The following is a 21,989-nucleotide window of genomic DNA, read 5'->3' as shown; positions in this document are numbered from 1 at the left end:
CGGGGCTTTCCGTGTCAAACCAAGCAGATATGACGTTCTGCCCCCATGAGCACGTTCAAACAAAGCTTTGCTAAACCTCAGCTCAGCTGTTTGTTCAACAAAAATCCAGCATAGTGGATTGGATTTGCAATTGATYTCGAACAAGCTCGCTCATTATGCATTCGGGCGAAAATCGTTCTACCCGGCTTTGAATTCACTTCAAGAATCCACACGCGTCCGCTGGTATCAATACCGAAATCAATGCCTAACTCGGCTAATCGGCCATGATTGGACTCGAGTACAGGCGGTATCTGATTAGAGAGCGTGGTTATGGTGTCTATCAGCTGTTCAGACTTCATCTCCCCGAATTCGCGAGTTAGATACGCACTCACATCTTCAGCAGTGCCACCGCCATGCAGATTGGAAGTGATGCTTCCAGGCTTTCCAACGCGAACGGCCATACCCGTATGTTCCCAGTTTCCGCGACCATTTTTCTGGACTAGAGATCGTACGTCATAGGACATTCCGTTCATGGAGTGGAGTTGTAAATAATGTTGCAGGAGGTAAGGACGTGAGCCTATTCGATGCTTCAGCCATTGCCAGCAAGCGGACCATTCTTGAAACTCTTCCGAGACGGGATGATTACGTCCATCTCGTCCATGCAGCCTAAACAGGGAACCCGCTTTGTGAATGTGGATCGCACCCTTGCCTTGACTCCCGCCTTGAGGCTTTAAGAATGCGTCTGAATGGCTCTGTAACCAACTTTCAAGTTGGTGTCCGCTTCGGAGTCTGCTGGTCTCTGGCAAGTAAGGCAGTAAGGCAGGATCTTTTTGCAGAATCAGCCCTACTTCCCACTTTCCGCCAAGACCATAGCCAAGGAATCGAATCGTAGGGATCTCACGCAGCTTGCGTACATGATACTGATAAGTGAGATAACTATGTTTACTGCTGAAGAAGCAGCGATCATAGATGAGAGAGGGCAGGGGGAACAGCTTAGTTATCCATGCTGACTGTAGCCGATCGTACATATAGCCTCTTACGATCCCTTGCATCCAATCAATGCGATTAGGCGAGAAAACAAACACATCGATCCCTTTGCTAGCACCATGTGCCGACAGATTCTGATAAAAACTCGAGCTTGCAAAGGGCAGTTCTCGGTTCAGTTCGGTAACCATGATGCCTAACAAGGGGCGTTGTGTTCGCAATCGCATAGTTCACCTCAGTGCTTCGCTAGAAAACGAGCGTATTTAACTAAAGTTTTAACAGATGGTCTGATTTTATTTTTCGTGTTGTCGGTGTTGAGCGCTGTATTATCATCCTTAGAAGGCTTAGAGTTCACTTCGAGCAGCCATACTCTACCTGATCGGTCAACGGCAAGATCAATTCCTAATTCACCGAAATGACTGGGGATTTGGGTTTCAATCCCTTTGGCAATGTCCAAAGAGGCCTTGCGTAAACGACGAATAATCGAAGAGCGAGTTACAGTCGTAGTGAAAGAGGCTTTGGCGAGCGCAGCCGGTACAGTGGATAAGGATCCACCTCGTGCCAGGTTAGAAACAAAGTGCTGAGCACCCGCAATCCGACCTACAATCGAAGTGATTTCCCATTCTCCTTTTTCTCCCCGTTGCACAAGTGCTCGGAAGTCAATCGGATTCCCCTCAGATGAAATGAGATCAAGTCCTTGCTGTATTTGATAGCGCTGTGTCTTGAGCTTTCCTGAAACGGACTGAAAAACGGCAAGCAGAGAAGGGAATGTTTGTCGGCGGACGCCTGCAAGGCTAGTTGAATGAGCCGTATACGATTCGCCAAGGCCTTCTTTGCGAATACGAATAATGCCATTTCCAAGACTTCCCGTAATGGGTTTGAGGAATAGAACACTATGGCGAGCAGCCATAGATTTCAGCATTTGAAAGTTTTTGAAAAGATAAGACTCCGGCAAGTAGCTATGCAACGAGCTATCTTTTCGCAGAGCTTCGAAAACCTCTGTTTTGTTCAAATATTTCTCGTTAAAGATTTCTGTGCCATACCGGGACTTGACGTCCTTCATGAACTGTTGAACATTGGGCATATTCTCGTACTTGCGTGAGGTGAGACGATTGTAAATGACATTCGGAATCGGGAACGTTCTTTTACTCCAAGAACCATTGGCATAAGAATAAGCAGAAAGTGACTGTGGGTTGGCGCGCATTTCTTTAGGTGGGAAGAAACACACACTAGCCCCCATCTGATCGCACGCATCGGTCAATTCTTTACAAAAAGTGGTGATAGCACCAAAAGGGCGGCTCGTGGAACTCTCGTTAACGCGGCTAATCATGACACCAATTAAGGGTCCAATCGACATTGTATTCGAAGTTGGCTTATAGTTGATGGTAAGCCGAGCCCCATGATGAAGACCTATCTTCGATGCAAGCGCAGGGTCGACGCGAAGGCTATTCGGTACAGCAGCTGTGACCACTTTAACATCCTGCTGAGAGGAGCCGAATCGCATGTTAATCATTTGATTGGACGGAACTTTCCATTTTCTTGCAATGGCTTCACTTAGAACAACGGTCCGATCATCCAAAAAGATGCTGGTGCTTTGAATGGTTACGCCAACTTTCGATCTGGTCAATAGTGAACACTCCTTCCAGCATGAGAAAATCCCTATCGAGGCCATTCAAGGATGATCGACCGCTATTCTCCCCTACAAAGTGACGAGAATCTTCGAAGCAAAGTCAGTCCGCACCGAGTGAGCGCTCCTTCGGCTTCTACACTTTCCGCGTAAAGCGGTTAGTCATCTTTGGCTTTTTTCGATATGCGTTTCTACATTAATTTGTGGGGGCCCCGGGAAAGGAGAGACTTTGGCCTTCGACCAAAGATCCCTATATCTGGTAGATTTTATCTCCAACAAGAAAGCTGTTTCGAAAATCGAAAGCGAATACTTTCTTATCTGGTCATGGCGGTATTGCTGTTTATGCAAAGTAAACTACTCCATCATATGAGGACATATTTCCCTTTGTGCCTAGGCATCGGGAGGAAAGCGCCCATTCTTGCAACATAACTTCAGTGATTATTCAGCTATTTTTTAGGAATTACTCAGGTTTTTAGGTGCTTAACCGCGTATAATGAGCTTAGATTCTTATTCAAAGAGATGGGATGGGTTGGGAATGAAAGCATCCTCGAAATGGACCAAATGGCAGATCGGATTCGTTAGTGCGATGATTGTTGTCTATTTGTTTCAGGAAGTCAAAGAGAGCCCTGAATTTCTTACGGCGGTTCGAGTAGCATCGAATGCTAAGCTAAATACGACACCCGTGATTGCACAGAAAAAGCTAGATATGCCATCGTCAGATGCTTTCAGTCGAAATTCTAATAATAGGATGGGGCGCAGTGAAAGTAGTCGAGATCAGCTCAATCGGACAGATGGATCTTCCTCGCAATCACTTTCACAATCGCAGCAGCAGAATCAGACCAAAACTCACACAAGAAGTCACGCATCCTAGCGTCGAGTCTGGACAGGAGAGGATGGCTACATGTTTCGTGATTTTACATTTCGTGCAATGAATTCACACATACAAATCTTATTGGAAACGGAAACACCAACTGCGGAGCCTGAAATCCCTGTGTTGGATGGTTTTGCTCATGCAGAACAACGGTTTAGCCGGTTTATTCCGACAAGTGAATGCTCATATCTCAATGCGAGAAGCGGGCAGCTAAGTTTTGTTTCTGACAGCATGCTCGAAGTTCTTGAACTAGCAAGGCATTATCAGGAACAAACCAATGGTGCTTTTGATATTTGTGTTGGACATGCGATGGAGCGGGCTGGATATCGGCAATCATTTGAGCGAATACAGGAAAGAATGATGGAGCTTGAGCAACCCAATCTACTCCCACACTCAGGTATGGCGTTGCAAGTGGATCCTTGGATGAAATCGGTTCGCTTATTAGCCGGGTACAAAGTGGATTTCGGTGGGATTGTCAAAAGCTGGACTGCTCAGCAGGTTGCGAATCGTCTGCAGACGGATTGGCGAGTTCGTAGAGGATTCATTAATGCGGGTGGAGATGTATCGGTATGGGGAGGGGCTGCAGAGAATGAGCCTTGGTGTATCGGGATTGCCAATCCTTTGGAAACGGATCCGTCCAAGGAAGTTACGCTTCAACTACGAACCGGTGCTGTAGCTACTTCCAGCATATTACGCAGAAGTTGGCTAACGAACGCAGGAGAGATGCATCATCTTATAGATACACGCACGATGCGGCCAAGCCGATCATCTGTTGTGCAGTGCACAGTTGTCGGCCAAGATTTGATTGCCTGTGAAGTCTGGGCCAAAGTGTTGTGCATGCTCGGAATGGAGGAAGGAATCCCTCTCTTCCAGCGTAGATCACAAGGCATGGAAGCACTCATCTATACCTCCGTTGGTGATATGCTTCAAGTGAAGCCGCTTCTCGGGAGCATGGAGCATTCCTGGACAGGGTTGAAAGGAGAAAGAAACGTATGATTCATTTCTTGATTGAACTGCCTACCTGGATGCTCATTCGAACCTTTGGTATTCTTTCTTACTTAACTTTGTTCGTTGGCATGGCGATCGGTATTACCTATAGCTATCCTCAGATCAAAGGGCACAAGAAAGGCCAACTGCTCCGCTGGCACACTTATGCGAATTTAACAGGCACGGGCTTTGCCCTCCTGCACACGGCTCTTCTCATTATAGATACTTTCATGCCTTTCGACTGGGCGGAACTGTTAATCCCTTTTTCAGCTAAAAATAATCCAGTACTAAACGGCTTGGGGACAATCGCCATGTATGGTTTACTCCTTGTACTGTTTACAACAGATATTCGACATAAGTTGAAAAGAAAGTTATGGCTTGCACTTCATCTGTTGTCCTATCCGATATTTATGTTGTCCATGCTGCATGGCATCTTCCTAGGGACAGATAGTAAGCAAGGCTGGGCAGCCACGATGTATATAACAACAGCGATCATCCTTGTTAGTTTAACGCTGCTTAGATTCCAATTGTCGTCACGTAAACGTAAAGTTAAGGTAGGTCAATCGAAGCAAATATGATTCTGAGTTCCAATCCAGGGGATTGGGACTCTTTTGCGTATTCCCTTGTTGCGAAACATGTCGAAAATGGCTATAGTTAAAATGTATTTATGATGAAATGAGGATAGTAAACTCACATGGCAAAAGCAAAGATTACGGAGCTTGATATTGTCAGAGCCATTTCCATTTTGGCTGTAGTTCTGATTCATGTAACGGCAGACTGGACAGTGGATCCAGCGTTGAAAGGCAGCAGCACGCAGCTGTTTATTTTATTTCTGAACAAAATAAGTTATTTTGCTGTTCCCGTCTTTATTTTTTTGAGCGGCATCGTGCTGTTCTATATTTATGCGGATAATTGGAGCGCTAAGCAAGCAGGCATATTCTATTGGAAACGCGTTCGGCAAGTGCTCGTCCCTTATATCGTTTGGTCCTTTTTCTACTATATATATAATCCGTGGTTATGGACGCCAGGGCATCCAATTAAAATAGATTTAAGTGTATTTCTCAAGCAGTTGAAATGRGCGGATTCCGGTTATCATTTATATTTTATGATCATTATTGTGCAGTTCTACCTGCTGTTTCCTTTGCTTGTCTGGGCAGTAAGGAATGCAGCATGGTTTCGCAAAACACTAGCCTTTTGGGGATTAGCGATTCAGGCGGGGGTCTACATCTATAGTCACTGGGTCGGTCCTATCAGCCATAAACCTGAGCTATGTATCACCTATTTCGGTTACTTCCTAGTTGGCGGTGCCATCGGGATGAATTACGGCAATTTCCGAGCGTGGTTGGATCGCAACACAGGGTGGGTCATTCCATCTTCCATCGTGTGTGGACTCGTGTACACGGGGTTATATCTATTAGCATCTAGAGGGTATTCTTTTGAAAATACCTGGTATGAGATCGCATGGCTGTTGTACAATCTTGGCATCGGTGTGAGTATGATCTGGATGGCAAAGGAACTCCTAGTGAGGTGGAAGCGCGTGGCGAAGTTTTTCGTCTCGCTGGGGTTGGTCTCTTTTGGCGTCTATCTGATGCATCCAGCCCTGCTCTCCTTATGGAAATATAAGGTTCACATACCGGGATCAATTCTACTATTTAATCTCTACAATGGCATTGTGTTTGTCTTGATTGTGGCCATACCGTGGATCTTAACTTTGCTGTATCGAAAGGGAAGAAAAGTTTTGTTGAAGTGAGGCAGGAAGTCCTCTGATCAGTAGCTATTCTAGCCCCAGCGCCGGTCCGACATTCTGATCAGTAGCTGCATAAAGAAACAATAACGTCTCATCAGCTTCCACACTAACGGCTCCCGCAAATCTGCGAAAATGCAGCTTTCGTGGGAGCTTTTTCGTGGGAGAGGGGGATATGTGTAATTGCTCCTACTTCCCGCGCGAGCACCTAGTAACTGGCTTCATCCGCTGAGCCCTCGCACGAGTATCAGGAACGCACATTATCCGTCTAGCCTTTGCACGAACACCAGCAACTAGTACCATCCGCCTAGCTTTCGCGCGAGCACCAGCAACGCGCAATATTCGTCTAGCCCCCGCACGAGCACCAGGAACACACATTATCAGTCTAGTCCTCCCCACGAACACCAGCAAAGCGCATATCCGTCTAGCCTCCTCACGAGCACCAGCAACAGTACCATCCGTCTAGCTTTCGCGCGATCACCAGCAACGCGCAATATTCGTCTAGCCACCCGCACAAGTACCAGCAACTATCATAGCTCCGCACCACGCATCAACCGCTATTGCGAAACGGTATCTGCTCCAGCTTTCACCAAAAGTAGAAGCAAAACTGCGAAAAGGCATCTTTGCAGGGCATTTTCCCGTGGAGGAAATAGGAGATAAGTGCAAATAAGCACTTATTTTTGGTTATTTCGTAAAAATAGCATGTTTTCATGTGAAAAGGATGCTTATTCGCAACAATTTACTAGTTTTGAGCTGATGTGTGGTGAAAAGGTTGCACTTTTGCATTTTTGGTCTATGTTAACGTATCATCTTCTGCTACCCGAACCACAACAAGTCCGAACACTAGTTACAGCCCTACACTACTACAGTCCGCTGACTAGTCTGTCCTCGCAACAATAATCGCCTGATCACCAACTTCAGCCCCAGCGCATCAGTTACCTCCAACTAGCCCCACTATCTACACTTGCATCCTCATCCTCACCGTCACCAGTCCCTGCAACCGCCTCTACACCAGCCCGCCCTATCGCCTCTCGTTTCAAATCTGAGTTGAATTTGAAAATTGCTCCATTTTCAAGGATACTGAGTGAAAAGAGATAGAGGAGTGGACTCATGCATGAATGCAATCATTGATCTACTAAAAAATCATCGCTCTATTCGTAAATTTACGAATGAGCCCATTAGCATCGAGCAACGCGAGGCGATTATCCAGGCAGCTCAAGCTGCCTCCACCTCGAGTAATATGCAAGCTTACAGCATCATCCATGTGACTGATGCTGATCTGAAGAGCCAGCTAGCCGAGCTAGCTGGCAATCAAGCTTACGTCAGCGAGTGCCCGCTGTTCCTCGTCTGGTGCGCAGACCTACACCGCTACGCGGAGGCGGTCCACCAACACGTGGACACGCCGGTCACCGGCAATGCTGAGAATCTCATCATTGCCACGGTCGAGGCTGCATTAGCTGCGCAAAATGCAGCGATCGCCGCCGAGTCGCTCGGCCTCGGCGTCTGCTATATCGGCGGGCTGCGCAATAAGCCCGCGGAAGTATCCGAGCTGTTGGGCCTGCCGCAGCTCGTGTACCCGATCTTCGGCATGTGCATCGGCATGCCGGATCAAGAGCCGCTGCACCGCCCGCGGCTCCCGCTCGAAGCCGTGTACCACGAGAATCGGTACACACTCAACCAAGCCGCGGTCGAGACCTATGACGAGACGCTCCGCGACTACATGAACGTGCGTACCGACGGCAAAGTCGATACGACCTGGTCCAAGGAAATGGCTGCCAAAGCGCAGCGTCCAAGGAAGCATATGAAAGCCTTTCTGAGCAGCCAAGGCTACGAAGTCGAATAATCTTGGCCGTACTGCGCCACACGCATTCATATCTCGATGACTTGTCTCATACAATGGAAGTAGGTAGAGGTAGGTTCGAGGTTATTATGAACGAAAGGCGTGTGATTCGGTTGAAAGGTTTCAAAAATGTCGTGTACATGAGTTTGGCAGTCGGCATGTTATTTTATTCCATACCCCAATTAAATTTTCGTGAAGTGGGCTCATTGCCGATGATTTTTAGCGTCATCTGGCTTGTGATGGCGTTGCTCATCATCGCCGCTCATTTGCATCAAATCCTTGGTGTAGATGAAGAGAAACGTAAGCAACAACTCCGCATTAACCGGATGAAGAAATGGCAAATGGAACAGCTTGTACAAGGCAGACGGAAGCTTCTTCAATTCCGCAAGTAAGCGAAGAATGAGCTAAACTTTGACTTCGAACATATGTTTGGTATAATGAATATGAAGCATCCAATCCAATAGGGTTGGATGCTTTTCCATCTTCCAAATCCTCATTGTTCTTACCCATTAGAACGATTATACTAGTAGTACAGACTAATACAGGATCTAATAATGAGGTGTAACAGTTGGATACACATTCCGTCGATACATTAACGAAGCATGAGCAGATTTTGCGGCATATTGAGGACTTGAAGCTAGGAAGTCGGATTTCCGTGCGCAAAATAGCCAAAAATATGGAAGTCAGTGAAGGCACAGCCTACCGCGCAATTAAAGAGGCCGAGAATCAGGGACTCGTTTCAACGAAAGAGCGGATCGGAACCGTTCGTGTCGAGAAGAAGCTTCGTCAGAACATTGATAAGCTGACTTTTGCCGAGGTTGTGAACATGGTGGATGGCCAGGTCCTTGGCGGAGCGAAGGGACTGCATAAGACGCTGCATAAGTTCGTCATCGGCGCTATGGAGCAAGATGCCATGATGCGCTACATTGAGGCAGGCAGCTTACTTATTGTAGGTAATCGGAATAAAGCTCACTTGTGTGCCCTGGAGCAAGGGGCAGGCGTTCTCATTACAGGAGGATTTAATACGAGCCCTGAGGTCAAAGTTCTGGCGGATGAGCTGGAACTGCCGATTATTTCAAGCAGCTATGACACCTTTACCGTCGCATCCATGATTAACAGGGCTATCTACGATCGTTTGATCAAAAAGAAAATCATGCTCGTGGAAGATATTCTCGCTTCTGGTGCAGCGCTCTTCGCCTTGAAGGCGAACAGTACATTGAAGGATTGGCAGCGCATGTCCGAGGATACGGGCTACAGCCGCTTTCCTGTTGTCGATGAGTGGAATCGGATTATCGGTGTTGTAACGTCCAAAGATATGGTTGGCGCGAGCATTCAGCAATCTGTTGATAAATTAATGACACGCAATCCATTAACCGTTTCACCTCAGACGTCGGTCGCGTCGGCAGCTCACATGATGGTGTGGGAAGGCATTGAGCTTTTGCCAGTTGTAGATACGAATCGCAAAATCGTCGGCGTGCTGAACCGCAGCGATATTTTGAAAGCCATGCAAACGATTCAGAAACAGCCGCAGAACGGCGAAACCTTTGAAGATTTGATCTGGTCCGGGATGGAAGAGGTCAGAGATGAGAAGGGCAAACTGCAATTTCATGGCGTAATTACACCACAGATGACGAATCATTTAGGGACGGTTTCGGAAGGGGTTCTTACGACTCTTATGACGCAGGCGGCCTACCGCATTGTGCAGGAGCATAAGAAGGGGGATCTCGTCATGGATAATATGTCGACCTACTTTCTGAAGCCGCTTCAGATTGATTCCAAAATAGAAATACGACCCACCATCATTGAGGTGAGCCGTAAATTTGGCAAGATCGATGTAGAGATTTATCATGCAGGCGCCCTGGTTTCCAAGGCGATGCTAACCGCACAAGTGATCTAGCGGAGCAGACGATCAAAGTGACCGTGATTGCGGATCCCAACGAAAACATTGAACACGCCGATCAACACAAGCACGGTAYCGAAGATGCGGCGGAAGCTGGATTCGCTGAAGAAGAAGATTTGCGTAATTGCAATAAGTACGAGCATCAAGCCCATGCAAATGTTCATGCGTGCAGTGTACAAGCCTCGTTTGGCAGCATCTGGTTCGCGACGTGAGCGAATGCTATAGAACAAGGTAAGCCCAAGGAAGAGGCAAATAAGAATGAATAACGTCAATTGTATGGCATGCATCACGACAATCCGTCCCTTTTATTGAATTTACAATTAACTTTAGCGATTTTAAGAGGGGATTGCAAGATGAGCAGCCATTTTACGTTATGTTTTTTTCTCCTCGGCCGTAATCCAAATGGTTAATTCCGTCTGAATCAACACAATGGATTTGACCTGAACAACATATTTTTTATCATGAAGAAAATAGGTTTTTTGTGTAATTAGCTTCTCATAGAGGGGCTGGGCATCTCCGACGAATGATGCCTTTTTGCCAATGGCGACTTTGAGCTCACTTTTAATATCACCTTCAATTTCTTTTTGAATATCCTCGCTAAAGATGTCAGTGTCGTTTTTGGGAAGTAGATGAACATTGACTATATTGACTAACGTTTGATTGTTTTTTGTCTTTTTTAAGCTAGCGATATCATCTTGGAGATCATAATTCTCCTGTATGACCTTATGCAACTGCACGTACAACTCATTATATGTGTGTTGATGAATACTCATATATACAGCGCTCCCAATGATCGCTCCCGACAGCAGCAGTCCAAGGCTCGCCAGCAGTCGTTGGTATCTTGCAAAAGGCGGGATTCTCAAGGCTGATGCCCACCTTTGCAGATCATTTGAATCAACGCCGTTCCGAATTGTGCTCCTGTAAAAGCAACGACGATATAGACAATCTGCTTGATTGCTGGATTGAGATGGCCGATGGCCACATGACTTTCAATATAACGGATTGGATCGATGGTACCGCCAACCGCAGCGACCATCGCCCAAATCTTAATATTTTCCGAGATGGTCAGCATTTTCTCCGTTGGAGATTGCAAGGTTAATACGGCTGCGATCCCGCTTAGCATACTGCCTCCGAATACGACTCCAAAAGCAATACAGAAATACATGATAATACTTGCCCAAAAGCCAGCCATGTGCCAATCGCTTCCTTTCTACTGAGTTGGAGGACAATCTCTCTCTACTACTGTATGGGACTGGCTAGCTCCAATATGATAAAATGCATGGAAATAAATCAAAAAGAAGGGGGGAACCAGCGGATGAGTTCGTTTGTACATCTGCATGTGCATAGTGAATATAGCTTATTAGATGGTGCGGCACGGATGGACGAGCTTGTTGCACAAGCGGCGAATCTGGGCATGACTTCTTTGGCACTGACAGATCATGGTGTCATGTACGGGGCGATTGCTTTCTACAAAGCTTGCAAACAGCGGGGCATCAAACCAATTATTGGCTGTGAGGTTTACTTCACTTCGAGTTCCATTCGTGAAAAAGGGACCCGGCAGGAACAGCCGATATATCACCTTATTTTGCTTGCCAAAAATTTTAAAGGTTACCAGAACCTAATGAAGCTCACGTCGATTGCACATCTACAGGGCTTTCACTATAAACCGCGTATTGATTTAGAGCATTTATCCCAGCACTCGGAAGGTTTAATTTGCCTCAGTTCTTGCTTAGGGAGTGAGGTTTCCCAGCATTTGCTGCATAACCGATACGACGAGGCCCGACGAGCAGCAGAGCGTTATCGTGACATATTCGGTGACGACTTCTTTCTGGAGATTCAAGATCACGGCATGATTGAGCAGAAAAAAGTGATGGTTTCCATGATTGAATTGAGCAAAGAAACCGGGATTCCTTTAATCGCAACGAATGATGTGCATTATGTAACAGAGCCCGATCATGTGATGCAGGATATTCTTATTTGTATAGGCACTGGCAAAACGGTAGAGGACACAGATCGGCTCAAGATGGGAACGAGTCAGATGTATTTGAAAAGCGAAGAGGAAATGCGACGCTTATTCGTCCATGTGCCAGAAGCGCTATCGAATACAGCTGTAGTAGCTTCACGCTGTGAATTAGAACTGACGTTCGGCAAGTCGATTTTGCCAAGCTTCCGTCCGATTCCTGAGCATTTAACGGCAGGGGCTTATTTGGAAGAGCTGTGCAGACAAGGATTAGAGCAGCGTTACGGCAACAAGCCAGAGTGGCATGATGCAGGCCATCCCATGAGACAACAAGCCGAGGAACGACTCTCTTACGAGCTTGGTGTCATAGCGAACATGGGCTTCTCGGATTATTTCTTAATTGTGTGGGACTTTATTCGATTCGCACATGAGAAAAGGATCATGACAGGGCCAGGGCGGGGATCCTCCGCGGGAAGCTTAGTAGCGTATGTGCTGCGCATTACGAATGTCGATCCGTTGCAATATAAGCTGCTATTTGAACGTTTCTTGAACCCGGAACGGATAACGATGCCGGATATCGATATTGATTTTAGTGATGAACGACGGGATGAAGTTATTGATTATGTTGTTGCCAAATATGGTCATGAACATGTTGCCCAAATTATTACCTTCGGAACGATGGCGGCGAAGGCTGCAGTACGAGATGTAGGGCGTGTCCTTAATGTGCCTTACGGGGATGTGGATCGGGCAGCTAAAGCAATTCCGAATCAGCTTGGGATGACTTTGAAGGAAGCACTTCAGGTTAGCTCAGATTTGAAAGGGATGGTGGCCAGACAACCGAAGACCGCAGAACTGCTAGAGATGGCTATGCGAGTTGAGGGGATGCCGCGCCATGCTTCAACGCATGCTGCTGGTGTCGTCATTTCACGAGAGCCACTGACGCATTACGTGCCTTTACAAGAAGGAACGACACAGACGGCACTCACGCAATATACGATGGAGCACTTAGAGGCGATTGGACTTCTCAAGATGGATTTCTTGGGTCTGCGGACACTTTCCATTATTGAAAGAACAGTCGATTGGCTTTCCCAAATGGAAGAGGTTCAGATTAATTTCGATCTCCTGAATATGGATTCGGATGATATCACTTATGAGATGCTCAGCAGAGGGGAAACAACCGGCGTATTCCAATTGGAGTCAACCGGCTGTCGCAAGGTCCTCAAGGACTTGAAGCCATCTGAATTTGAAGATATTATTTCCGTCTTAGCCTTGTATCGTCCAGGTCCGATGGAGTTTATTCCGAAATATATTGCCGGTAAGCACGGACAGGTGGAGGTTGTTTATCCGCATCCAACGCTTGAGCCCATTCTACGGGACACTTACGGCATCATCGTTTATCAAGAGCAAATCATGCAAATTGCCTCGTCCATGGCAGGCTTCAGCTTAGGAGAAGCGGATCTACTGCGTAGAGCTGTTTCCAAAAAGAAGCGGGAAGTCCTCGATGAAGAGCGTACACATTTCGTGTCGGGAAGTTTACGTCAAGGTTTTAACGCAGATGAGGCGAACCATGTGTATGATATGATCGTGCGTTTTGCCGATTACGGGTTTCCGCGTGCGCATGCAACAGCCTATGGCGTCCTTGCCTTCCAGACGGCTTATCTTAAAGCGCATTATCCGATCTACTTCATGGCATCGATGCTAACCGCAGTTATGGGGAATCATCGCAAAGTTGCAGAGTATGTTGACGAATGTAGACGAGTGAAGTTGGCTGTCCTGCCTCCAGATGTGAATGGCAGCGGAACGGTGTTTACGCCCGATTCGAAAGCTGGAGCTATCCGTTTTGGTTTGGCCGCCATCAAAAATGTCGGAACACAAGCGATCGATGCTATTCTTAGCGAGAGAAAGAAAGCGCCTTTTGAGAGCTTGCTCGATTTCTGCCGACGGGTGGACCTTCGCGTAGTTAATAAAAGAGTCGTTGAATCGCTTATTCAAGGCGGAGCCTTCGATTCGCTTGGTGGTCACCGCGCCCAGCATCTCGCGATTCTCGATGAAACCATCGCTTCCGCTACGAAATGGCGCAAGGAACGGGATGACCTGCAGCTTCACCTGTTCGGATTCGTTGAAGAACCGAACTGGGAGGTGGAAGTGCCGAATATCCCTCCAATGCCGCAATCCAAGCAGCTTGAGCTCGAGAAAGAGCTGCTCGGCATGTACATCTCTGGTCATCCTCTGGATGCCTATGCGGAACAGCTGGCAGAGCTGGATGCTGTGATGCTGCATCAGTTAGCAGAGCTTCCAGATAACAGCGATGTCCTAGTTGCCGGAATGATCCTCTCGAACAAGACGATCGTCACCAAAAAAGGTGACCCGATGGCGTTCATGGAGCTGGAGGATCGCATTGATAAGGTCGAGGTGGTCTTGTTCCCCGAGACCTGGAAGAAGTCGGCTCCGCTCGTGCAGAAGGGCAGACTCGTCCTCGTCCGTGCGAAGCTGCAGCTTCAGGACGAGGACCCGCCCAAGCTGCTCGCGGAGCAGCTGGCCGCACTGGACGACCCGGAGGCCGTCCAGCGGCTTCGCCGGCAGCCTGCGGGCAGACGATCCCCTGACGACGTCAGGGATCGTGCACCGCGCCCGGCTGCCCCACAGAGCGGCGCACGCAGCGCCGCTCCAGCACCGCAGGCGGCCCCGGCAGCGGGCCGCCCAGAGCCAGTCGCTGCGGCTGAGGCGAAGCCGCAGCGCGTGTTCGTCAAGATCACGGCTGACTGCGAGCAGCCGGATAAGCTCTTGCAGCTGAAGGCGCTGCTGAAGCTGCATAAGGGCCAGCTTGCGGTTGCGCTTTTCTATGAAAGCAGCAACAAGCTCTTGGCCTTGAGTGACCAGTACAGAGTCGATCCGAACAAGGATCTTACGCGCATGATCGAGACGATTATGGGCAAAGATTCCGTCCGAGTGAAATGAGAAAATTTGTAAACATTCAGTGAACCCGCATCAGTAAATTTTTAAACCTGAGTTAGTCGGTTTCATCGACTAATTCATCTCCCCAAGCACTGGGAGTGGCTGAATTAGTTGGTTTAATCGACTAATTCATCTCACGTAGCACTGGAAGTGCCTGAGTTAGTCGGTTTTATTGACTAATTCATCTCCAGAAACGACAGTAATATAAATTTTCAGGTGCTTGGAACGTTTTTACTGAGCAATTAAGAAAAGGTAAATCGTTGTTATTCTATTCTGGTTCTTGTGGTAAATATAGCTTCCTCCGCATATGAATAGGAACCCGGCTTTTCTTATTCATATCAGCATCCCATTGCTAGGAGGAGGATTTATGACCGACCAACACATGATCCAGCTACTCCAGAAACGCGGCGTGTCCGTGGATCAAGTCTCAGAAATTGTATACAAGCTGCAGAAGCCGTATAATGATCAACTCACGACCCAAGAATGTGTAGACAGTGTTATGGCAGTACTTTCCAAGCGTGAAGTGCAATACACCCTCTATACAGGGATTGCACTGGATGAATTAGCCGAGAAGAAAATGCTGCCAGAGCCGCTGCAATCGATTCTTGAAGTGGATGAACCTCTCTATGGGGTAGACGAGACGTTAGCTCTTGGGATTGTTCATGTTTATGGAATGATTGGTTTAACCAGCTTTGGCTATTTGGATAAGGAAAAAATAGGAATTATTCGCGCTTTAAACGATGATCGCAGCGCTGTACATGTGTTTCTAGATGATTTAGTTTGTGGATTAGCGGCAGCAGCCTCAGCCAGAATCGCGCACCAAAATGAGCATGCGCCTGATTATAGCTCTAAACACCGTCTGGACTAAGCCATAATAGTTCAGGCTTTATTTTACATTTAGAAATGATAGGTTTCTCGCGATAAATCTGATATATTTCTAGATAAACGCTCACGTCCAAAGCGGACTGTTGTAGTCGTTTATTTTCGTTTCCATGATGTGCTCTGTTGCGGGCAAAAGTGGAATTATGCTATCATTATTGCATTGTGTGTTCCTATGCATGTATTATCGTCATTGCTTACTTGCCTTAGTGGTTGTAGTTGCACGTCATAGGAGGTTTATTCATGTGGACGGTGATCTATATAGCTCCTACTGCGAAAATTGCAGAGCGGATTAAACAGAGACTGACGGAAGAAGGTTTTCTAGTTCAGGTACGAGGCATCTCTTTATCCAAAAATCAGTTTGAAATTGTTGTTCCCGAAGGGGAGCTGGAAGAAGTACAAGAAGTGCTCAATTCTATTTTACATAGATAGTTAAAGTAGAACTAAGAAACGTGGCTTGTCAGGGAATATAGATCATAGCCAAGTAGAGGTGGAAATGTGCTAAAGGATTTATTTCAAAAGCGAAAATATGCAACGATTCCTTCCGAGAGAACGAAAAGGGATATTCCTGAGGGTTTAATGAATAAATGTCCGAAGTGTGGCACGATTCAAACAAGCAAAGAGCTTGAGAAGAATCTAAAAGTGTGTACGTCTTGCGGTTATCATTATCGTTTAAGTGCATCCGAACGAATCCAACTTACGCTTGATGAAGGTCAATTTGTAGAATTTGATGCGGATATGATCTCCGAAGATCCCTTGCAGTTTCCTGATTATGTCGAGAAATTGGACAAAGCCAAGAACGCAACGAAACTTCAAGATGCGATTATGACGGGTCAAGGAACAATTGGCGGATATCCGGTTATCGTTGCTGCGATGAGCTTCGATTTTATGGGAGGCTCGCTAGGTTCCGTTGTCGGTGAGAAAATGACGAGAGCCGTCGAAATTGCGATTGAGAAAAAGCTTCCGATTCTCATTTATTCCACATCTGGTGGCGCACGTATGCAAGAAAGTATTCTTAGCCTTATGCAAATGGCCAAGACGAGTGCAGCATTGTCCAGACTCAGTGAGGATGGCGGATTATTCATATCTATTATTACAGATCCGACGTTCGGCGGGGTTTCGGCGAGCTTTGCGATGCTTGGCGATATTATTATTGCAGAGCCGGCTGCTTCGTTTGGTTTTACGGGCCGTCGTGTTATCGAGCAAACGATTAAGCAAAAGCTTCCAGATAATTTCCAAACATCTGAATTCAATCTCGAGCACGGTCAGCTCGACAAGGTCGTCTGCCGCAAGGATATGAGACCGACGTTAATTAAGCTGCTCGACATGCACGGAACGAAGGAGGAGGCGACTTATGGCGGGTGAAATGCCGTTTGAACAGCCACTAGCGGAACTAAAAAGCAAAATTGCAGAGCTGCGTAAATTTGGGGCAGAGAAGCAAATCGACTTTTCAGAGGAAATTCGTCGTTTGGAAGAAAGATATGCGCAACTAGAAGATGAACTGTATACAACGATGACGTCTGCGGAGAAAATGCAATTAGCACGTCATCCGCAAAGACCGACGACGATCGATTATATTAACACGATTTTTACGGATTTCATCGAGTTTCATGGTGACCGCTTATATGGTGATGATCTAGCCATCGTTGGTGGACTGGCAAAGCTGAACGGAGTACCCGTGACGGTTGTTGGTCACCAAAAAGGGAAAGATACGAAGGACAATATCGCACGTAATTTCGGATGTCCGCATCCGGAAGGGTTCCGTAAAGCGCTGCGTTTGATGCGTCAAGCTAACAAGTTTAAGCGTCCTATTGTGACATTTATTGATACCAAAGGGGCGTTCCCTGGGAATGCTGCGGAAGAACGCGGTCAAGGAGAAGCGATTGCCAGAAATCTACTGGAAATGGCCTCTTTTCGTGTGCCGATCATCTGTATCGTTATCGGAGAGGGCGGCAGTGGCGGCGCTCTTGCCTTAGGTTTAGGCAATAAGGTGTTAATGTTGGAGAACGCGATCTATTCGGTTATTAGTCCCGAAGGCGCAGCTTCGATTCTTTATAAAGATGCTTCTAAAGCATTACACGCGGCAGAAGCTATGAAAATTACGGCTGATCACATCCTTGAACTCGGTGTCATCGATGGGATCATACCGGAGCCCAAGGGCGGCGCTCACCGAGATTTAGCAACACAAGCCGAACATATTAAATCAGCGATCTGGGAACAGCTTCAGCAACTGCTAAGTTTGAACGAACAGGAGCTGCTCGAGGACCGTTACCGGAAATTTAGAGATATCGGTCGGTTCACATTCACTCAGGAGGGTAACAGTAACCATGCGTAAAACGAAAATTGTCTGTACGATTGGACCAGCAAGCGAATCACAAGAGAATCTCAAAAAGCTTCTAGAAGCGGGCATGAACGTAGCTCGTCTAAACTTCTCCCACGGAGATTTTGAAGAGCATGGTGCCCGTATCCGCAACCTTCGCGCTGCATCCGCCGAGACTGGTAAAATAGCTGCTATTTTGCTGGATACCAAAGGACCGGAAATTCGTACAGGTAAGCTAAAAGAAGAGCCAATTGAGCTTGTTCAGGACAAGCATATTATTTTGACAACCGAAGAAATTCTAGGGGATACAGACCGTATCTCAGTTACGTATTCGGATCTGCCGCGTGACGTTAAAGTCGGMTCAACGATTCTGATCGATGATGGTTTGATCGGTCTTACGGTTGTTGATATTCGTGGAACAGAGATCGAATGCCGTATCGTCAATGGCGGAACGATCAAAAGTAAAAAAGGTGTTAACGTACCAGGCGTGAAAATCAGCCTTCCAGGTATCACAGAAAAAGATGCGAATGATATCGTGTTCGGTATCGAACAAGGAGTAGATTTCATCGCAGCTTCTTTTGTTCGTAAAGCAAGTGATGTCATGGAAATTCGTGAATTGTTGGAGCGTCACAACGCTTCGCATATCCAAATCATCTCCAAAATCGAAAACCAAGAAGGCGTTGACAACCTTGACGAAATTCTTGAAGTTTCCGACGGTTTGATGGTTGCTCGTGGAGATCTTGGTGTTGAAATTCCTGCTGAGGACGTGCCCGTTGTTCAAAAGCAAATGATCAAAAAATGTAACATCGTTGGTAAACCGGTTATCACCGCTACAATGATGCTAGATTCCATGCAACGTAACCCGCGTCCTACACGTGCGGAAGCAAGTGACGTAGCGAATGCGGTATTCGACGGAACAGATGCAGTCATGTTATCTGGTGAGACAGCTGCTGGGAAATATCCAGTTGAATCCGTTGAAACGATGGCTCGTATTGCTGAGCGTGCAGAAGCGGCTTTGGAATATAAAGAAATTTTCCTTCGTCAAGCGCAAGCGCAACAAGTAACCGTAACAGAAGCGATCTCACAAGCGGTAGCGAACTCTGCATTGGAGTTAGGCGCGAAAGCGATTCTAACGGCAACAGAAAGTGGCTATACAGCACGTATGGTATCCAAATACCGTCCGAAATCCCCGATTATTGCAGTTACACCAAGTGAGCAAGTKATTCGTCGTTTATCCCTTGTTTGGGGCGTAATCCCTGTGATGGGCGTAGAAGCGAAAACAACGGATGAGCTATTCAACCTAGCGGTAGAGAGCTCCATCAAAACAGGTATCGTTTCCCTTGGCGATATCGTTGTTATCACAGCAGGCGTGCCAGTAGGCCGCTCTGGGACGACGAACCTAATCAAGGTTCATCACGTTGGTGAGATGATTGCCAAAGGAACAGGCATCGGAATGCAAACGGCGACAGGTACTGTTGTAACGGCGCGTACACCGGAAGAAGCTAACGCGAAGATGGTAGACGGAGCTGTGCTTGTAACAGTTTCAACAGATAAAGAGTACATGCCGGCTGTTCAAAGAGCATCTGCCTTGATTACCGAAGTGGGCGGCATCACGTCTCACGCGGCAGTCGTTGCACTTAGCCTTGGAATTCCAGTCATCGTAGGTGTGGAAAATGCAGTAGAACTAATTAAAGACGGTACAGAAGTTTCCATTTACCCAGAAGTAGGCGTTATCTACTCAGGTCAAGCGAGCGTTCTGTAAGTGAAATAATAAGGAAGAGTGAAGCGAGAGAACGATCTTGCTTCACTCTTTTTTTGCGTCTGCAGCGCCAAATTTATAGCTGCGCCCTACCTATGATATAATGAGGATACCAATGGTTATCGGGAGGATCAGCATGACTCAGGAACGGTGGCATCAACAACAGCTGCGTGTGCGTTATCAGGAGACGGATCAAATGGGGGTTGTGTACCATGCCAATTATTTGACTTGGTTCGAAATCGGACGTACAGAGCTTATACGATCCCTAGGCTATCCCTATCGTAAAATAGAAGAAATGGGACTCTTGCTTCCCGTTACAGAAGCGGATCTCAAATTCAAAAAACCAGCACGATACGATGATCTCGTGGGTATCTATACACGCGTGTCACAAACAAGCAGCGTTCGGCTGCAATTCGCATATGAAATTCGGAGAATAAACGACGATCTCACCGCAGAATTACTGGTGACTGGAACAACTGGTCATGTTTGGGTGAATCCTTCTTGGAGGCCCGTACGTATAGAGAAGGAAGCGCCAGAATTGTGGCAGCTTATTGCGAAGTATACTGAAGACGGAGGCTAAACCTATGTTTCGATGGATTATCGCTATTTTTATTCTTGTACCTGCCGTAGAAATTACGATGTTGATCATGCTTGGACATCTGGTCGGAGGTTGGATGACCTTCCTGTTAATCATAGCGAGCGGTTTCTTAGGTGCTTACTTTGCGAAGCGCGAAGGGCGCAAGGTGATGGAGTATGCGAAGTTCGAGTGGTCACAGGGGCAGCTGCCAGCGCAGCAAATCCTCGATGGGATTTGTATTTTCCTTGGAGGAATTTTGCTCATTACACCGGGATTCATTACGGATATTCTAGGTTTCCTGCTCGTCTTTCCTTACACAAGACCGATTTTTAAAATATTACTGCTGGCGATCATACGTAAGCAAATCGGCAAAGGCAACATGCACATCATCAATCGCAGATAAGCAAAGAGTAAACGAAAGGCTCGGTCATCCTCTTATTCAGGAGGTGCCGAGCCTTTGTGTATGTATGCTGCAATATCATGGAAGATTCTTGCCCGATAGAAGGCGGTTATTAGGATCAGGGAGACAGGTCCAACGATGAGTCCCAGCAGCCCGAATAGTTTTAACCCTACGAACATCGCAATAAGTGTAGCAAGTGGATCTAGGCCAACTGAGGAGGCTAATACCTTGGGCTCCATAATTTGCCGCGCGATCACAATAACCCCATACAGGACACTGAGCCCAATACCCAGCATGATATTCCCTTGAGCGAAGAAAACATAGAGGATCCATGGCACCATCACTGCACCTGTTCCCAGATACGGCATCAGGTCCGCTAAACCAGTTAATAAGCCGATGGTAATTGCATAATCAACACGGAGAATTAGCAAGCCGATGATCACGACGAGTGCAGTGAGCGAAACGAGTATCAACTGAGCTCTTAAATAGCCGAACAAGGCTTTCTGTAGATCCGTGCGGATCAATTTGGTCGTTTTTACAATCACGTCAGAGAAAATGCCCTTATAGCGTTTGATGAGCCCGTACCAGTCTTTACTGATGAAAAAAGTGGCCAACATGACGATGATCGTGATCGTCGCGATATTAGGCAGAGAAGTCAGGAAAGCTTTGAGTGCTGCAAAAGTATAGGTGATGACCAATTTACTAATGTCGGCAATAGAACCAGCTGTGGAGGAGAGATTCGTGTTAACAGTCTCCTGATATTTCGGATTATTTTCAAAAAACTCATTTACGCGTTCGATCCATTGCTGGAAAGTGACTGAATTAATGAATACATTAAATTCCTCGACCCACCGGTTGATCTGAAGTTGAATCGTATCCGCAAGGGAGCCAAGCTCCACGACAATATTAGCTACAAGTAAGGTGATAATCGTAACCATCGCACCTAAGAATAGGAGCATGGATAACGAGACAGCCAGCCATCTTGGCAGTTTTAATTTGAATTGAAAGAAATTAACAAGCGGATTGAGCATAAGTGCGATAATCCAACCAAAAATAAAAGGGTAAATGAGTGGAATGATATAGTAAAAGGCAGTAGCTAGTAAGAAGAGAATTATGGCCACCCATATGCCTCTGAAAATTTGGTGAACCAGTCGCGGATTTAGGATACCCATGGTAGGAATCACTCCTTGTTTCAAGTCATTTATAT

General features: G+C 46.7%; 21 protein-coding genes. 15 read left to right on the top strand and 6 right to left on the bottom strand.

Annotated features, from left to right (window positions below):
- Window positions 1–77: 77 nt before the first annotated feature.
- Window positions 78–1,184, bottom strand: a complete 1,107-nt coding sequence (locus AC1DLM_RS08990) for a YheC/YheD family endospore coat-associated protein (protein ID WP_477569770.1) — start codon at window positions 1,182–1,184, stop codon at window positions 78–80.
- A 14-nt stretch (window positions 1,185–1,198) separates the two neighbouring features.
- Window positions 1,199–2,590, bottom strand: coding sequence for a YheC/YheD family endospore coat-associated protein (locus AC1DLM_RS08985; RefSeq protein ID WP_477569769.1), 1,392 nt, complete (start codon window positions 2,588–2,590; stop codon window positions 1,199–1,201).
- A 535-nt stretch (window positions 2,591–3,125) separates the two neighbouring features.
- Here AC1DLM_RS08985 and AC1DLM_RS08980 point away from each other — a divergent pair.
- The 7 genes from AC1DLM_RS08980 to AC1DLM_RS08950 all read left to right on the top strand — a co-directional run bounded on the left by AC1DLM_RS08980 (window position 3,126) and on the right by AC1DLM_RS08950 (window position 9,929).
- Window positions 3,126–3,461, top strand: a complete 336-nt coding sequence (locus tag AC1DLM_RS08980) for a hypothetical protein (protein ID WP_477569768.1) — start codon at window positions 3,126–3,128, stop codon at window positions 3,459–3,461.
- Between the two features lie 30 nt (window positions 3,462–3,491).
- The gene (locus tag AC1DLM_RS08975) at window positions 3,492–4,457 is read left to right on the top strand and encodes an FAD:protein FMN transferase (RefSeq protein ID WP_477569767.1); all 966 of its coding nucleotides are present in this window, start codon (window positions 3,492–3,494) and stop codon (window positions 4,455–4,457) included.
- Entirely contained in the window at window positions 4,454–5,026 is a 573-nt protein-coding gene (locus AC1DLM_RS08970; RefSeq protein ID WP_477569766.1) for a ferric reductase-like transmembrane domain-containing protein, read from the top strand. Before AC1DLM_RS08975 ends, AC1DLM_RS08970 begins: the two co-directional genes overlap by 4 nt.
- Before the next feature lie 116 nt (window positions 5,027–5,142).
- Window positions 5,143–6,198: an acyltransferase gene (locus tag AC1DLM_RS08965; protein ID WP_477569765.1), complete on the top strand. Its 1,056-nt coding sequence runs from the start codon at window positions 5,143–5,145 to the stop codon at window positions 6,196–6,198.
- Window positions 6,199–7,306: 1,108 nt separating this feature from the next.
- On the top strand, window positions 7,307–8,035 hold the full coding sequence (gene nfsA, locus AC1DLM_RS08960; protein ID WP_441989821.1) for an oxygen-insensitive NADPH nitroreductase: 729 nt from the start codon (window positions 7,307–7,309) through the stop codon (window positions 8,033–8,035).
- 86 nt (window positions 8,036–8,121) lie between these two features.
- On the top strand, window positions 8,122–8,424 hold the full coding sequence (locus AC1DLM_RS08955; RefSeq protein ID WP_235550640.1) for a hypothetical protein: 303 nt from the start codon (window positions 8,122–8,124) through the stop codon (window positions 8,422–8,424).
- 176 nt (window positions 8,425–8,600) lie between these two features.
- Window positions 8,601–9,929 (top strand): DRTGG domain-containing protein, encoded by a 1,329-nt coding sequence (locus AC1DLM_RS08950; protein ID WP_441989820.1) that lies wholly within the window; start codon window positions 8,601–8,603, stop codon window positions 9,927–9,929.
- Here the strand turns inward: AC1DLM_RS08950 and AC1DLM_RS08945 are convergent.
- The 3 genes from AC1DLM_RS08945 to AC1DLM_RS08935 form a co-directional block, all read right to left on the bottom strand.
- The gene (locus tag AC1DLM_RS08945; protein ID WP_477569826.1) at window positions 9,926–10,219 is read right to left on the bottom strand and encodes a YtpI family protein; all 294 of its coding nucleotides are present in this window, start codon (window positions 10,217–10,219) and stop codon (window positions 9,926–9,928) included. The two genes, AC1DLM_RS08950 and AC1DLM_RS08945, sit on opposite strands and share 4 nt — an antisense overlap.
- An 84-nt stretch (window positions 10,220–10,303) precedes the next feature.
- The gene (locus tag AC1DLM_RS08940; RefSeq protein ID WP_477569764.1) at window positions 10,304–10,795 is read right to left on the bottom strand and encodes a sporulation membrane protein YtrI; all 492 of its coding nucleotides are present in this window, start codon (window positions 10,793–10,795) and stop codon (window positions 10,304–10,306) included.
- Entirely contained in the window at window positions 10,792–11,124 is a 333-nt protein-coding gene (locus tag AC1DLM_RS08935; protein WP_056624073.1) for a YtrH family sporulation protein, read from the bottom strand. Before AC1DLM_RS08935 ends, AC1DLM_RS08940 begins: the two co-directional genes overlap by 4 nt.
- Before the next feature lie 123 nt (window positions 11,125–11,247).
- On the opposite strand from AC1DLM_RS08935, the gene AC1DLM_RS08930 reads away from it, so the two are divergent.
- From AC1DLM_RS08930 to AC1DLM_RS08895, 8 genes are all read left to right on the top strand, one after another.
- On the top strand, window positions 11,248–14,850 hold the full coding sequence (locus AC1DLM_RS08930) for a DNA polymerase III subunit alpha (RefSeq protein WP_477569763.1): 3,603 nt from the start codon (window positions 11,248–11,250) through the stop codon (window positions 14,848–14,850).
- Window positions 14,851–15,214: 364 nt separating this feature from the next.
- On the top strand, window positions 15,215–15,715 hold the full coding sequence (locus tag AC1DLM_RS08925) for a phosphatidylglycerophosphatase A family protein (protein WP_441989816.1): 501 nt from the start codon (window positions 15,215–15,217) through the stop codon (window positions 15,713–15,715).
- Between the two features lie 254 nt (window positions 15,716–15,969).
- Complete coding sequence (locus AC1DLM_RS08920; protein WP_028554922.1) at window positions 15,970–16,158, top strand: hypothetical protein; 189 nt, start codon at window positions 15,970–15,972, stop codon at window positions 16,156–16,158.
- A 66-nt stretch (window positions 16,159–16,224) separates the two neighbouring features.
- Window positions 16,225–17,091: an acetyl-CoA carboxylase, carboxyltransferase subunit beta gene (gene accD, locus AC1DLM_RS08915; RefSeq protein WP_171637896.1), complete on the top strand. Its 867-nt coding sequence runs from the start codon at window positions 16,225–16,227 to the stop codon at window positions 17,089–17,091.
- Entirely contained in the window at window positions 17,081–18,061 is a 981-nt protein-coding gene (locus AC1DLM_RS08910) for an acetyl-CoA carboxylase carboxyltransferase subunit alpha (RefSeq protein ID WP_436237973.1), read from the top strand. The genes accD and AC1DLM_RS08910 overlap by 11 nt, the downstream gene beginning before the upstream one ends.
- A complete protein-coding gene (pyk, locus tag AC1DLM_RS08905; RefSeq protein ID WP_441989815.1) occupies window positions 18,054–19,808 on the top strand; it encodes a pyruvate kinase in 1,755 nt (584 codons plus the stop codon). Before AC1DLM_RS08910 ends, pyk begins: the two co-directional genes overlap by 8 nt.
- 133 nt (window positions 19,809–19,941) lie before the next feature.
- Window positions 19,942–20,385: an acyl-CoA thioesterase gene (locus tag AC1DLM_RS08900; RefSeq protein ID WP_441989814.1), complete on the top strand. Its 444-nt coding sequence runs from the start codon at window positions 19,942–19,944 to the stop codon at window positions 20,383–20,385.
- Between the two features lie 4 nt (window positions 20,386–20,389).
- Window positions 20,390–20,785 (top strand): FxsA family protein, encoded by a 396-nt coding sequence (locus AC1DLM_RS08895; RefSeq protein WP_441989813.1) that lies wholly within the window; start codon window positions 20,390–20,392, stop codon window positions 20,783–20,785.
- A 32-nt stretch (window positions 20,786–20,817) separates the two neighbouring features.
- Here the strand turns inward: AC1DLM_RS08895 and ytvI are convergent, their stop codons facing one another.
- Window positions 20,818–21,954: a sporulation integral membrane protein YtvI gene (gene ytvI, locus AC1DLM_RS08890; protein WP_441989812.1), complete on the bottom strand. Its 1,137-nt coding sequence runs from the start codon at window positions 21,952–21,954 to the stop codon at window positions 20,818–20,820.
- Window positions 21,955–21,989: the final 35 nt, after the last annotated feature.

It is taken from the genome of Paenibacillus sp. 01T442 (genome assembly GCF_056398345.1).
The sequence above is the reverse complement of the archived record's forward strand: the minus strand, read 5'-3'. Positions and strand labels throughout refer to the sequence as shown.

Coding starts and splice junctions, on each gene's coding strand:
- AC1DLM_RS08980 (WP_477569768.1), top strand. CDS start 3,126: ATGAAAGCATCCTCGAAATGGACCAAATGGCAGATCGGATTCGTTAGT.
- AC1DLM_RS08975 (WP_477569767.1), top strand. CDS start 3,492: ATGTTTCGTGATTTTACATTTCGTGCAATGAATTCACACATACAAATC.
- AC1DLM_RS08970 (WP_477569766.1), top strand. CDS start 4,454: ATGATTCATTTCTTGATTGAACTGCCTACCTGGATGCTCATTCGAACC.
- nfsA (WP_441989821.1), top strand. CDS start 7,307: ATGAATGCAATCATTGATCTACTAAAAAATCATCGCTCTATTCGTAAA.
- AC1DLM_RS08955 (WP_235550640.1), top strand. CDS start 8,122: ATGAACGAAAGGCGTGTGATTCGGTTGAAAGGTTTCAAAAATGTCGTG.
- AC1DLM_RS08935 (WP_056624073.1), bottom strand. CDS start 11,124: ATGGCTGGCTTTTGGGCAAGTATTATCATGTATTTCTGTATTGCTTTT.
- AC1DLM_RS08930 (WP_477569763.1), top strand. CDS start 11,248: ATGAGTTCGTTTGTACATCTGCATGTGCATAGTGAATATAGCTTATTA.
- AC1DLM_RS08925 (WP_441989816.1), top strand. CDS start 15,215: ATGACCGACCAACACATGATCCAGCTACTCCAGAAACGCGGCGTGTCC.
- AC1DLM_RS08920 (WP_028554922.1), top strand. CDS start 15,970: ATGTGGACGGTGATCTATATAGCTCCTACTGCGAAAATTGCAGAGCGG.
- AC1DLM_RS08910 (WP_436237973.1), top strand. CDS start 17,081: ATGGCGGGTGAAATGCCGTTTGAACAGCCACTAGCGGAACTAAAAAGC.
- AC1DLM_RS08900 (WP_441989814.1), top strand. CDS start 19,942: ATGACTCAGGAACGGTGGCATCAACAACAGCTGCGTGTGCGTTATCAG.
- AC1DLM_RS08895 (WP_441989813.1), top strand. CDS start 20,390: ATGTTTCGATGGATTATCGCTATTTTTATTCTTGTACCTGCCGTAGAA.
- ytvI (WP_441989812.1), bottom strand. CDS start 21,954: ATGGGTATCCTAAATCCGCGACTGGTTCACCAAATTTTCAGAGGCATA.